General features: G+C 70.7%; 11 protein-coding genes. 2 read left to right on the forward strand and 9 right to left on the reverse strand.

Features of this window, described 5'->3' with window-relative positions; all coding sequences use genetic code 11:
* The first annotated feature begins 59 nt into the window (after positions 1 to 59).
* Complete coding sequence (locus tag OEB96_RS15400) at positions 60 to 806, forward strand: hypothetical protein (RefSeq protein WP_266216574.1); 747 nt, start codon at positions 60 to 62, stop codon at positions 804 to 806.
* A gap of 30 nt (positions 807 to 836) precedes the next feature.
* Here the strand turns inward: OEB96_RS15400 and OEB96_RS15405 are convergent, their stop codons facing one another.
* The 9 genes from OEB96_RS15405 to OEB96_RS15445 form a co-directional block, all read right to left on the reverse strand.
* Positions 837 to 2501: an FAD-dependent oxidoreductase gene (locus OEB96_RS15405; RefSeq protein ID WP_266216575.1), complete on the reverse strand. Its 1665-nt coding sequence runs from the start codon at positions 2499 to 2501 to the stop codon at positions 837 to 839.
* A 72-nt stretch (positions 2502 to 2573) separates the two neighbouring features.
* Entirely contained in the window at positions 2574 to 3422 is an 849-nt protein-coding gene (locus tag OEB96_RS15410; RefSeq protein ID WP_266216577.1) for a fibro-slime domain-containing protein, read from the reverse strand.
* Between the two features lie 112 nt (positions 3423 to 3534).
* A complete protein-coding gene (gene gndA, locus OEB96_RS15415; RefSeq protein ID WP_266216578.1) occupies positions 3535 to 4965 on the reverse strand; it encodes an NADP-dependent phosphogluconate dehydrogenase in 1431 nt (476 codons plus the stop codon).
* Positions 4962 to 5741, reverse strand: a complete 780-nt coding sequence (pgl, locus tag OEB96_RS15420) for a 6-phosphogluconolactonase (RefSeq protein WP_266216579.1) — start codon at positions 5739 to 5741, stop codon at positions 4962 to 4964. The genes gndA and pgl overlap by 4 nt, the downstream gene beginning before the upstream one ends.
* On the reverse strand, positions 5723 to 7198 hold the full coding sequence (zwf, locus tag OEB96_RS15425; RefSeq protein WP_266216580.1) for a glucose-6-phosphate dehydrogenase: 1476 nt from the start codon (positions 7196 to 7198) through the stop codon (positions 5723 to 5725). The genes pgl and zwf overlap by 19 nt, the downstream gene beginning before the upstream one ends.
* A gap of 64 nt (positions 7199 to 7262) precedes the next feature.
* A complete protein-coding gene (locus OEB96_RS15430) occupies positions 7263 to 8507 on the reverse strand; it encodes an NTP/NDP exchange transporter (RefSeq protein WP_266216582.1) in 1245 nt (414 codons plus the stop codon).
* A gap of 99 nt (positions 8508 to 8606) precedes the next feature.
* On the reverse strand, positions 8607 to 9317 hold the full coding sequence (locus OEB96_RS15435) for an HAD family hydrolase (RefSeq protein ID WP_266216583.1): 711 nt from the start codon (positions 9315 to 9317) through the stop codon (positions 8607 to 8609).
* A complete protein-coding gene (locus tag OEB96_RS15440; protein ID WP_266216584.1) occupies positions 9314 to 9727 on the reverse strand; it encodes an AraC family ligand binding domain-containing protein in 414 nt (137 codons plus the stop codon). Before OEB96_RS15440 ends, OEB96_RS15435 begins: the two co-directional genes overlap by 4 nt.
* A 69-nt stretch (positions 9728 to 9796) precedes the next feature.
* Positions 9797 to 12295, reverse strand: a complete 2499-nt coding sequence (locus tag OEB96_RS15445; protein ID WP_266216585.1) for a serine/threonine-protein kinase — start codon at positions 12293 to 12295, stop codon at positions 9797 to 9799.
* A 137-nt stretch (positions 12296 to 12432) separates the two neighbouring features.
* Here OEB96_RS15445 and OEB96_RS15450 point away from each other — a divergent pair, with 137 nt between their 5' ends.
* Positions 12433 to 12918: a hypothetical protein gene (locus OEB96_RS15450; protein WP_266216587.1), complete on the forward strand. Its 486-nt coding sequence runs from the start codon at positions 12433 to 12435 to the stop codon at positions 12916 to 12918.
* The last annotated feature ends 131 nt before the right edge of the window (positions 12919 to 13049 follow it).

Below are 13049 nucleotides of genomic sequence, written 5' to 3' on the forward strand. Positions count from 1 at the left end.
AGCCGTGGTGTGCTCGCAACGGATCCAAGGGACGCCTGCGTACGGCTATCATGGCCGCCATGCACCGCGCGCGCTTGGGGTTGCTGACAATGGCGCTCGGGCTGGCCGCCTGCCAGCCCAATGCCCACGGCTTCGGCAGCAGTGGGGACGACGAGCCCGAGGCAAGCGGTGGGGCGTCGTCGGATCCCACCTCGACCGGCGAGCCCACGTCGAGCGATGGCACCGGGGCCGATGCCACGGGCACCGCGACGACCTCCGATGCCGACGGCGACGGCAGCGACCCACCCCCGGGCTTCGTCTGCGAGAACCTGCTGGTCAATCCCTCGGTGGAGACCGGCAACTTCGATGGCTGGCAGGTCCTGCAGCAGTCCGACGCACAGGTGCGGCAGAACGAGGCCCACGACGGCACCTGGGCCGTGCACACGTCGTTCGGGCCGTTCACGCGCGAGCAGGAGATCGACCTGGTGGCGTTGGGGCTCGATCCGGCGTTCCTCGACACCTCGCCCGAAATCGTCGTGGAGGACTGGTTTCGCGAGGTCTACGACTCGGACCCCTACTGGGTCCGGGTCGAGCTCCAAAACGAGAGCCACGCCCCGATCGACCTGTGGACCGTGGAAGGCTGGACCCCCGGCGACGAGGGCTACGACGACGACGAGTACGTCGCCGAGCAGCACACCTTCAGCGGCTACCCGGCGGGGCTGCGCTACATACGATTTCGCGATGGCGGGCAGGATGGCGAGTACTGGGCCGGGCACTATGGCGTGATCATCGATGCGCCGCGGCTGGAGCTCTGCCACCCGCGTTGAGCCCGGTCATGCGGCCCGGCCACCGCGAGCTCAGTTGCCCAAGCCGATGCTTCGCTGGGCCGCCGCGCGCCCGGCCAGGTACCCGAAGACGATCGCCGGGCCGATCGTTCCGCCCGCCCCGAAGTAGCCCTGGCCGGTGGGCGACGCGATGCAGTTGCCCGCGCCATAGAGGCCGGGGATCGAGGTCCCGTCGGGCCGCAGCACCTCGCCGCTTTGATTGATCACCGGCCCGCCGCAGCTATCGAGCGTGCCCGCGCCCAGCAGCAGCGCGTAGTAGGGGCCCGCGGGGGTGAACGCGGTCATCGTGCGGTTGGGCGCCCCTCGCGAGGGGCCCTGCCACGCCGGCTCGAGCGGGGTCTCGCCGCGGTGGAAGTCGAGGTCCACCCCGGTGGCGGCAAAGCCGTTGAAGCGATCGATGGTGGCGGCGAGGTTGGTGGCGAAGTCGGGCGACAGCGCCACATCTGGGCCCACCGCCGCCGCGATGCCGTGCTGGCCTTGCAGCGACTGCAAGCGCGCTGCGATCGCGTCGCTCAGCTCCTGCAGGGTGTTGCCGGTCATCACCCACGGGCTCGACGCCCCGGGGAACGGCACGCCGCCGCGCCACGGCCAGAACGTGGGCTCCTGCATCACAGGATCGTCCCAGATCATGATCTGCACGAGGTTGGGGAACTCGTTGTACGTGTAGACGAAGTGGCTCTGCGTGCGCTCGTGGTACATCGCCTTCTCGTTGACGATGCGTCGGCCGTGCTTGTCCACGATGATCATGCTGTCGCCGTAGGGCAGGAACACGAATGCGTCGGGCTGGGAGATCGCGCCTCCGGATTCCAGCGCCGCCTCGAGCGCAACCTGGAAGAAGAAGCCGTTGGCGAGGTTGCCGATGGCCGCGCCGAGCCCGGTGGCGATGTCGAGGAAGGCACCCGAGCCCTGCGGTACGGCTCCGGTGCCGAAGATCGGCCCGCGGGTGAACGAGAGCACCTTGCGTGGATCGTGCGTGAACCCGCCAGTCGCGAACACCACCCCGCGCTTCGCTCGTACGCGAACCTTCTGCCCCGCATGATTGGCCACCACCCCAAGGACACTGCCCAGCGGGCCCGCGATCACGTGCTCGACCCGGTGCTCGAGCAGGATCGGGATCCCCAGCGACTGCACGTGCGCGATCATGCCGTCGGCCAGGTATACGCCGGGCCACTCGAACGACCCTGGGGGGGTCTGCGCCGTGAGCACGCGACCGATCGGGGCGGCGTTCTGCGGCAGCTCGGCGTGGTAGTCGGGATCGGAGATCGGGCTGGTCCCGTAGCCGAGCGGGGGCAAGATGATGAGATCGAGCGCTCCGGCAGCGGTGAGAGCATCGACCACGTCGGCGCCATTGTCATAGAATGCGGCCAGTAGATCGTAGGCATGCTGCGAGAGTCCCAGGGTGGGGCTGTCCGGATCGTAGATCGACGGGTGCGCGAGCTGGGCCATCAGCGCCAGCGCCTCATTCCTTGGATCGGTCAGGCCTGCCGCCTGCATGAGCGAATTGTTGGGGATCCACATCGCTCCACCCGAGCGGCGGGTCGTGCCACCGGCCTCGGACGCGGCCTCGAGCACGATCACGTCCACACCCTCGGCAGCAGCGGCACTGGCAGCGGCGAGCGCCGCCGCGCCCGAGCCCACGATCACGACGTCTGCTTGATGATGCCACACCTGAACCATGGATCGCAGCTTAGCTACAACCCCTGGCGCGAAGGCGCCCGGCACCCTCTCTCTACTGACAGCAGATGTCAGTCACCCGGGCGGAGGCGGAGTCACGAAGCACTCGATCGTGGTCACGATCCTGAAGTTCGACTCGCTGGTGTGTCGCTCGGCGTGGAAGATGTCCATGGGATAGGTCTGGCCGGGCGTCAGGCCCAGTGCGTCCATCTGCACCGAGCCTTCGACGGCTGGATGCAGACCGCCGAGATCGAGCGCGAGCTGGCCATTCACGAACATCCACAGGTCGTCGTCGCCCCGAAAGGTGAACACCTCGCCCCCCTCGTAGGTGAAGCTGGTGTGGACCTCGGTGGTGAAGTGGAAATTGTGCTCGTTGCCCTCGTTGCCGAACCCCATGTCGTCGATGGGAAAGAACGCCGAGCTGTCGTAGGAGAACTCGCCCGGGACCTCCTCGGTGAGGGCCAGCTCGATGGGGAACGACATGTTGGTGCCCGGCACGTCGTGGTACCACTGGTCGAACGTGGCCTGGCTGGTGATCATCGGATCGCCCATGTAGCCGGGATTGAAGACCGGGGTCTGGTCGCCACCGAGCATGGGCATCACCAGCCCCACGTAGGCCATGTTGCCGGTATAGGTCTCGAAGTCGGGGTGTGAGGACTGGAAGTCGCGAACGGTGGCAACCAGGCCGTCGCACTCCTCGTCGTTGGTATCGCCCGCGAACATGTCGGAGATCGTGCCCGCGTCGAGCCGCAGGCCGGCCGTGTCATCGGCATCGTCGGGCGCAGTGCCGGTGGCCTGGGTACCGGAGCCGAACGACTCGATGCCGGTGGCGGAGAGGGTCGCACCTTCGGGACGGAGCTCGTCGGGCTCGCCGCAAGCGGCGAGCAGGACGAGTGTGGGTAGGAGAACGAGTCGCGATCGCACGATCATGTCGGAGCCAGGGTTGGACGAGCCAACCTGCGACCGCAATGAGGGGGAACCCTCGATCGGTCGCGGGGGATCCACCCCCTGTTCTGGTGCACGAGGACGCTCGCTTCTACCGCTGCCGCAGCCGCTCCCACTCCGTGTGCACCGCCACGTTGGGCGCCTCCACCCTTCGGTACGTGTGCGCCCCGAAGTAGTCCCGCTGCGCCTGGATGAGCGCGGCCGTTCCTCGCGCCTGCCGGATGGTGTCGAACCACCCGAGCGATGCACTCAGGGCCGGCACCGGGTGCCCGCAAGCGGTCGCGGCCGCGACCACCTTGCGCCATGCGGGTAGCGCTCCCCGCAGTTCCTCGGCAAAGCTCGGGTCGAGGCACAGAAGCGGCAGCTCCGGGTCGGCCCGGTAGGCCGCATGCACCCGATCGAGGAAGCGCGCCCGGATGATGCACCCGGCCTTCCAGATCCGCGCGACCTCGGCCAGGTCGGTCTCGTACCCACGATCCTTCGAGGCGGTGCGCAGCAGATCGAACCCCTGCGCGTAGCTCATCAGCTTGGCGGCGTAGAGCGCGGCCTCGAGCTCGTCCACCGTCACTCCGTAAAGCCCCACCAGCGGCCCGGGGCGCTCGGAGAACACCGCCGCCGCACGCTGCCGATCGTCACGCCGAGCCGACAGCGCCCGCGCATCCACGGCCGCCGCGATCGTCCCTACCGGCACCCCGGCCTCCACCGCGTCGCTCACCGTCCAGCGTCCGGTGCCCTTCTGCCCGGCGACGTCGAGGATCGCGTCCACCAAGACCCGCTGCCCCGCCGGATCCTCGGGGTCGACGGCCGCCACGATCTCGGTGGTGATGTCGATCAAGAAGCTCTCGAGCCGCCCGGCGTTCCAGGCCGCGAAGGTCTGCCGCACCGCCACCGGCGACAGCCCCAGGCCCTCGCGCAGCAGGCCCCAGACCTCGGCGATGAGCTGCATGTCACCGTACTCGATGCCGTTGTGCACCATCTTCACCGCATGCCCGGCGCTGCGATGTCCACACCAGGTCACGCACGGGCCGCTGTCGCTCGTTGCGGCCGCCCGCTCGAGCAACGGCCGCAGCTCCTCCCACGAGGCTCGATCGCCGCCGGGCATCATCGAGGGCCCGCGCAGCGCCCCTTCCTCGCCACCCGACACCCCCATGCCCACGAAGCGCAGCCCGGTGGGCGCGAGCGCTTCGTGTCGCCGCTCGGTGTCCGGCCAGTGCGAGTTGCCGCCGTCGATGATCACGTCGTCCACTTGCAGGTGCGGCCGCAGGTCGTCGATCACTGCGTCCACCGCCGCGCCCGCGGTGACCATGAGGATGATCTTGCGCGGGCGCCGGAGCGCGGCCGCCAGCGCGGCGTAGTCGCGGCAATCCACCAAGCGCGCGTCCCCGTGCTCGGCGTGGAACGCCTGCGCCACCTCGGGATTGCGGTTGTACACGGCCACGGTCAGCCCACGACCGTGGAAGTTGCGCGCCAGGTTGGCGCCCATGACCCCAAGGCCCACGACGGCGAGATCGGCGTTGCTCATGTTTCCTCGGACTGCGAGCCCTGCTCGTAGCAGGTCGACGGTAGCGCGGCCGCGGCCGCGGGATCGAGCACCCATGTCCACGCGCCGCGGGGCCGGTAGCGACCCAGGGGAATCGAGTCATCACCCGCGTACGCGCGCCGCAGCATGGCGGCCTTGGCCTCGCCGGATGCCACCAGCAATGCGTGCTCCACGGCCTCCAGCACGGGCAGCGTGAGGCTCAGCCGCTGCGGCGGCGGCTTGGGCGAGTCGGGCACGGCCACGCACGGCTCGGCGGCCGCGGTGCGCTCGAGCGCCGGATGCCCGGGGAACAGCGAGGCGATGTGCCCATCGGGACCGGCGCCCAGCAGCACCACGTCGAGGCGGCCGTCGAGCTGCACTGCAAAGTCCTCGGAGCAGCGCCGAGCCGCCTGCGCGAGCGCCTCGGGCCGCGCCATCGATACCAGCGTGGGCACCACGGCCGCGCGCGAGAACCAGTGCGCCCACGCAAGCCGCAGGTTGCCGTCGTCGGGAAGGGCTCGCCAGTCGCTCGTCGAAGCGGGCAGCGGCAGGTGCCGCTCGTCGACCCACGTGACCACCAAGCGCTCCACCAGTGATCGCGGCAGGTGCTCCGCCAACCACTCGAACACGGGCACGGGTGCCGTGCCTCCCGGTATGGCCAGGCGACAGCGCCCGCGCGCCGTGGTCACGGCCTCGATCGCATCCATCAGCCACCGCCCCGCGACCACGCCCACCGCGTCGGTCACGATCACCCGCGGCGTCACGGCCCTCGACTCCACGTGCCCTCGCACCCGCGAAACAGCTCGCCCGCGGCCTCGGGCCCGTCGCTGCCCGCCGCGTACCCGTGCAGCGGAGGATCGGCCTGGGCCCAGCCCTCTCGGATCCCGTCCACGAATCCCCAGGCCGCCTCGACCTCGTCGCCGCGAATGAACAGGGTGGCCTGGCCCTGCAGCGCGTCGAGCAAGAGCCGCTGGTAGGCGTCGGGCGTCGCCCCCTCGCCCACCAGCTGGTGGTAGTCGAAGCCGAGCTCGGCGTGCCGCATCACCAGGCCCGGCCCGGGCTGCTTGACCAGGAAGCCGAGCTTCAGGCCCTCGTTCGGCTGGATCTGCAGCCGCAGGTCGTTGGGCCGCAGCGGGCACACGTTCTCGGGGGTGGGACCGTTGAGCAGGTCGATGGGCGGCGTGCGGAAGCGAAGCACGACCTCGGTGAAGCGCGAGCGCATCGCCTTGCCCGTGCGCAGCAGGAACGGCACCCCGCTCCAGCGCCAGTTGTCGACCAGCGCTCGGATCCCCACGAATGTCTCGGTGGTCGAGCCGGGCGCCACCCCGAACGCACTGCCATAGCCGTCATACTGTCCCCGCACCACGTCGTGGCCCACCCGCTGCGGGGTGAGCGGGCGCAGCGATTGCAGCACCTTGACCTTCTCGTTGCGGATCGCATCGGCGTGCAGCGAGCCGGGGGGCTCCATCGCCGTGAGCGCGAGGATCTGCAGCAGGTGGTTCTGCACCATGTCGCGCAGCGCTCCTGCCGTGTCGTAGTAGGCCCCGCGGCGTCCCTCCATCGCGACGGTCTCGCACACCGAGATCTCCACCGACTCGATGTGCTTGCGGTTCCACAGCGGCTCGAAGATCGCGTTCTGGAACCGCAGGGTCAGGATGTTCTGGACCGTCTCCTTGCCCAGGTAGTGGTCGATGCGAAAGATCTGATCCTCGCGCAGGTGGGTGAGCAACGCGCGGTTGAGCGCGGTGGCCGAGGGCAGGTCGGTGCCGAACGGCTTCTCGATCACGACCCGACGCCACCCGTCTCCATCGCCGGGCTCGCAGGTGAGCAGGCCCGCAGCCGCGAGCGCGGCGACCACCGGACCGAACAGGGCGGGAGCGAGTGCCAGGTAGAACAGGCGACCCGATCGCTCTCGGCATCCCTCGGGCACGCCCTCGATGAGCTCCCCGAGCGCGCGGCGCAGGGTGGTGATGCCCTCGGGCGTGGCGGCGTCGGCCCGCAGCCAGTGGAGGCTGGGCGCGAGCTGCTCCCACGCATCGCGCAGCGAAGGAGCCACCCACTCGCTCAGCTCGGTGCGCCACGCCTCGCTGGTCTTGTCCGTGCGAGAGACTCCGACGACCTGGACCGGGTGGGGGAACGACCCCTCGGCGAAGTTGCGCAGCAGCGCGGGCACGAGCTTGCGAGAGGTGAGGTCGCCCGAGGCACCGAGGATGACGATCTGGATGGGGCGGGACACGAGCGAGACTCCTGCAACAGGATACCAAGGCGCGCCCGGGCCACTGGCTGGGCCTCTGGGCGGGCTACTGGGCCGCCACGGCACGTCGGCCCAGGAAGCGGGCGACCGCGCCGCCGACCAGGGCCACCGGAATCCCGACGACCGCAATCCCCGGCAGCGACAGCCCCAGCCCGAGCAAGGCCGCAAATGCCCAGGCCGAGATCGCATCGCCGCCGCGATACACCACGGTGTCGATCACCAGCTTGCCCTCGTAGCGCTCGGCCGGGCTCACCCCCGTGAAGAGGATCTCGCGCGCGGGTTTGGCCAAGGCGAAGTTGAGCGCGCGTCGCAGCACCTGCACCGTCACGATCACCGCGAGCGTCGGGGCCAGCGCCAGCGCGCCGAAGCCCACCGCCGTGAGCACCGGGACCGACAGCAGCAACCAACCCACCCCAAAGCGCCGCACCAGCCCCGCGGTGGCCAGCGCCTGGAGGCACAAGGCCAGCCCGTTGCCGTAGAGATCCATCCTCGCGAACAGCTGGGTGCGCTCGCCCGCATCGGAGATCGCGGCCTCCACCACGTTGGCCTGCTCGAAGTAGAGGAACGTGGAGGCCGCCGAGTAGAGCACGATGTAGCCGGAGATCCCCAGCAGCTGCGGCGAGCGCAGCACCAGCAGGAAGCCGCGCCAGCTCGCGCCGCCGAGCGGGGCGGTGGCCGGCCGCTCGTCGGCGCGAGCTGACTCGTCGGCATCGCGACGGCCGAGCCTCGCGCTCATCCCCGTGGCGAGGGCCAACAAACCCGCGGCCAGCAGCAACAGCGACGCGGTGCCGAGGCGCGAGGCGAGGATCGCCGTGAGCGAGGGCCCGAGCAGCGCCCCCGCGCTGCCGCCCGCCGAGACCAGCCCAAAGCGCCGCTTGCTGGCCGCGATCGAGAAGCGGTCGGCCATCAAGGCCCAGAACAGCGACACCATGAACATGTTGAAGACGCTGACCCAGACGTAGATCACCCGGGCCAGCACCACCTTCGCCTCCTCCTCGAGCTGTGGGAGCAACGCGGCGAAGCCCAACAGCTGCAGCACCATCAGCCCGTAGACCACGGGCACCCCGGCCCGACGACGCAGGCGCGCGATCAACCAGGACAGCAGCGGGGTCACCACCAGCACGGCCAGGAACGTGCCCGTGTACAGCCAGTGGAGCTGCTCGACCCCGCCCTCGATCCCCATCTCGTCACGAACCGGGCGCAGCACGTAGTAGCCGGCCATCAACGCGAAGAAGCACGCAGCCGCCTCGAGCGTGCGCCGTCGCTCCCGTGCCTCCTCGGGGCCGAACACGGGGCCAGACGTGGGGCCAGTCGCGGGCCCGGACGCGGTGGGTGGCTCCATCGCGCTTGGACCGCGCATCCCGCCTCGGGGTTTCGTGCCGGCGCCTCGTCACGAGGACGCGAGCACGGCGCGGACCAGCTCGGGCAGCTCTCGCGGTGTGGCCGCGGTGTGATCGGGCGACGGCTCGCCTGGGCCGAACGAGAGGCCGGGCGCGTACCCCCAGGCGCACCAGATCACGGCGGCCCCGGCCGCCTTGCCGCAGCGAACGTCGCCCGCCGAGTCGCCGATCATGAGCACGGGAGGATCGCCGCTGTCTCCGATGGACGAGAGACCCACGCGCTGGGCTGCGATGCGCAGGGGCACCGGGCTCGGCTTGGCCTCGGGGCAGCTGTCGCCGCCGATCACCACGGCGAAGCGCTCGCGCACGCCGAGCGCCGTGAGCAGCCGCTCCGAGAGCCCTTCGGGCTTGTTGGTGACGATCGCCAGCGGGCCCAGCTCCGACAGCTCGGCGAGGGCATCGGCCATCTCGGGGTAGAGCCGCGTGGCCTCGGCGATGTGCGCCGCGTAGTCGGCCACGTAGGCCTCACAAGCGCGGGCGTGGGTCGGCGGGTCGGCGAGCAGCTCCTCGAAGCACACGCGGTAGAGGTGGGCCATGCCGCCGTTGACGTGAGCGCGGAAGCCCTCGCCGGGGCGCGGGGGCAGACCGAACGCCTCGCGCACCCGCAGCACGGCCGCGACCATGTCGTCGCGGCTGTCCTCGAGCGTGCCATCGAGGTCGAGCGCGATGAGCCCCGCCGAGCGCTTGGCGTGCGCGCTCACTCGGTCACCGCCCGCTTGGCGAGATCCTCCACGCTCCCGCGGCCGTCGCCGTGCTCGGTGACCGAGCGGACGCCGCTGCGCGAGCCCTTGTAGGCCGAGAACGTGCGGGAGTTGTGGGTGATGACCTCGTGGGCGACCCCCGCCGGAATGATGAGGATGTCGCCGCCCTCGATCGTCACCGGGCCCTCGTCGAAGTGGAAGGTGATGACGCCGTCGACCGCTCCGCGGATCTCCTCCTCGTCGTGCGCGTGCCGGCTGCGGTGGAACCATGCCGGCACCGTCTGCAGGTCGTAGCTCTCGAAGCCGAAGCGCTCCATCTCCTCGGCCACCTGCTCGGCGGTGGGATCGACCTTGTGCGGCCACTTGTACACGGTGACCCCGTTGGGGAGCTTCTGGGTCGGCTCGGGCATCGCTTGGTCTCCGGAACGGCAGTGGCTATATCGCATCATCGTCGCCGCGTCATCCGTAGTGGAAGACCATCACGGCGCGTGCTCCTCCACGGAGGTCGAGCGCTCGGGGGGCCCCCGGAGCTGCTCGATCAGCCCCTCGGCGAACGCGACGATCTCGGGGTGTTCCGGGCTCGCCTGACGCCGGACCTGCTCGGCCAGGGCGATCGCCTCCGCCGTGTGTCCTTGCTTTGCTTGCATGGAGGCGAGATTGAGGCGAGCCAGGAGCACGTCGGTGTGCTCGTCTCCGCGTCGACGGACCATGATCACCAGTGCTCGCTGCAGATACGTGATGGCCAGATCGACCTGCTCGTTCTGATAGGCGACGATCGAGAGGTTGTTCAGGAGCACCCCGATGCGCGGGTGATCTTCGTCGAGCGTCGTGGAGAGGATCGCCAGTGCGTGCTCGTAGTGCGACTTGGCCTGGGCGAAGTCGCCCTCGTCGAGCGCGACGTTGCCGAGGTTGGAGAGCGTGGCGCCCACGTCGGGATGGTTGACTCCGAGGCGCTCGCGGCGGATCTCGAGCGCCCGCTCCAGGTGCTCGCGGGCCTCCCCGAGCTGCTCGGCGGCGCGCAGCGCATTGCCCAGGTTCTCGTGGCTCATGGCGACGCCGGTGCGGTCGTCCGGAAGCGTGAGCCGGATCCGCAGGGCCTCGCGATGCAGCTCGACGGCGTGCTCGCGATCCCCGTGTCGCTCGGCCATCAGCGCGAGGTGATTGAGCAGCTGTCCTCGTAGCTTGGGGGCGTCACCCAGGCGCTGCAGCGCTGCCTCGGCATGTCGGGCCCAGCGCTCGGCGTCGTCGAAGCGCTGCAGGTGGAAGCCGAACGTCGAGACCATCTGCACGGCCGCCTCGGCCGCGAGCGCATCGTCGCCGCTCTGCAGCGCCACCGCCGAGGCTCGCTCCAACGCGGCCACGGCATCGTCGAAGCGTGCGAGCAGGTTGAGCACGTTGGCATGGGCGATGCCGACGCGAGCCTCCAGCCGGGACCAGCCCAGGGCCTGGGCCTGGGGCAGCAGCGCGGCCAGCTCCTGCTCCGCCTGCGGGAGGCGGCCGAGCCGGTACTGCACGATCGCGTGGGCCAGCCGAACCTCGAGCGCGTCGACGGCCTCGGCGATCGCAGCCGGCGGGGCATGGGTGGCATCACCGGGCTCCATGCACGAGCGCGGCGCGGGCAGCAGCTCGACCAGCTCGGCCGCCCGCCGGGCGGTGTCGGCATCGGCCCGAGCGAGGGCATCGACGGTGGCCTGCAGCTCGCGGCGGACGTCCTCGAGGCATCGCATGCGAAGGTCGAGCGCAGCGCCGTCGTCGCCCTCGTCCTCGTCCTCGGATCGACCCGCCTCGCAGGCTTCGACCCACGTCTGCTGCCACTGCTCGGCGAGGCCATCGAGGCGCGCGGCGACGGGGGACGGCACGTCGTCCGAATCGGGGCTGGCGGTCGCGAGGGCCTCGACCACCGCGGCACGACGAGCGTCGTCCCAGGTCTGGGCCAGGCGGGTCGGATCGGCCTCGCAGGTCTCGGTGGGGGCCGGCTGCAGCCACAGCACGGCGGCCACGGCGAGGCTGGCGGCGGCTACGACCAGCCAGCGCGTGGCTCGACGCCGAGCCGAGAGCGCGTCGAGGAGGGCGCGCATGGATGGCCATCGATGGTTCGGCTCGGTGGACAGCCCTCGTCGCAGCGCCCGGCGCACGAACGCAGGCAGGCTCGCCTCGTGGGGAGACGGCCGAAGCTGCCCCTCGGTGACGCCGCGCGCGATGGAGGCCACCGTGTCGCCGGCGAACGGCCGGTCGCCGGTCAACGCCTCGTAGAGCACCGCGCAGTAGGCAAATTGATCGGCGGCCGCCCCCACCGGCCCGCCCGCCCACTGCTCGGGCGCCATGTAGGCCGGGGTTCCCTCGATCCGCATCGCGGCCGGTCGCAAGGGTGACTCGTCGTGGTCGACGGTGGACTCCTCTTCGGCGAGCGAGCGGGCGAGGCCGAAGTCGAGCACCCGCGGGCGATCCTCCGGACTGACGATCACGTTGGCCGGCTTGAAGTCGCGGTGGACGATGTTCACGGCATGCGCGGCGGCGAGGGCCTCGCCCATCGCGAGCAGGACGGGCGACAGCTCGCGCCACGAGCGAGGGCTGGGGCCGCGCGCTTCGAGCCAGCGATCGAGCGTGGTGCCGTCGGCGAGCTCCATCGCGATCCACACCGGGCCATCGTCGTGGAGACGGCCCACGTCGTTGATCACGACCACGTTGGGGTGCGACAGCCGGGCCAGGCCGCGGGCTTCCTGGAGGAGATCGGCGTGCTGGGCCGTGGCGCTCGTGCTCGAGGCACCGGTGGTCCGCAGGAGCTTGATCGCCACGCGGCGATCGAGCTGGGGGTCGCGCGCCTCGTAGACGACCCCCACGGCACCGGCTCCGAGTCGACGGAGGATCTCGTAGCGGCCGACGCGGTCGCCGGGGGCGGGCAGGCGGGCATCTTCGTCGCGAACGCCGTCGTCTGCGACCAGGGTCGCATCGAGGTCGTCGCTGCCCGTGGACTGCACCAAGGCGAGCATACGCAGGGAAGGCCTGCCAGCCCACATCGGGATGCCAACTTCTCCTCGTGGGACGGAACGCGAGTCCATCCCGGATTGGCTGCGCATCTCGCCTTCCCTCGGCCATCACGGACACGATAGGCTGCATGTCGAGGCCTTCCATGCTCGGCACGACCCTGCTCACCCTGGCGCTCGCGGCTCCGACCGCGCCGGAGCCTTCGACGACCCCGAGCCACGATCGCCGGGAATTCGGACGGCTCTGGCTCGAGCAGCACACCACGCTCACCTGGCCGGGGCTCTACGTGCCCGAGTTCACCGTCGTGCCCGATCGCCGTCGCGTGCACCGGCTGACGCTCGGCCTCGATCTGGCCCGGCTGCGCGGCGTGTCGCTCTACGCCGTGGGCGTGGAGGGCAGCGACGACCCCGACGTGCGGGCGCGGATCGGCCCCATGCAGAGCCTGGACGGCAGCCTCTCCTACGGGCGGGTCGGCGTGCGGGTGCAGATCCCGAGGAGCCAGTGGCAGCTCGACGTCGGCCGCTCGTTCGTGGCCGCCGTCAGCACCGCCGCGGGTGGCCTGCTGGGCTCGCGGGGGGGCGGGTGGAGCATGAACCTCGTGCGGCCGCTGCGGTAACCGCATCGACGGCGCTCGAGTGCAACGTTGGACCGCGGCGGCTCGCCCCCGGACGCTGGCGGGTCGACGGCGGAGTGGAGGGCTACGTTTGCCACCAGCGGTCAGCTCACCGGCTTCGCCGAGCGCGAGCG

Source organism: Paraliomyxa miuraensis (assembly GCF_026337845.1).
Lineage (GTDB): Bacteria > Myxococcota_A > Polyangia > Nannocystales > Nannocystaceae > Paraliomyxa > Paraliomyxa miuraensis.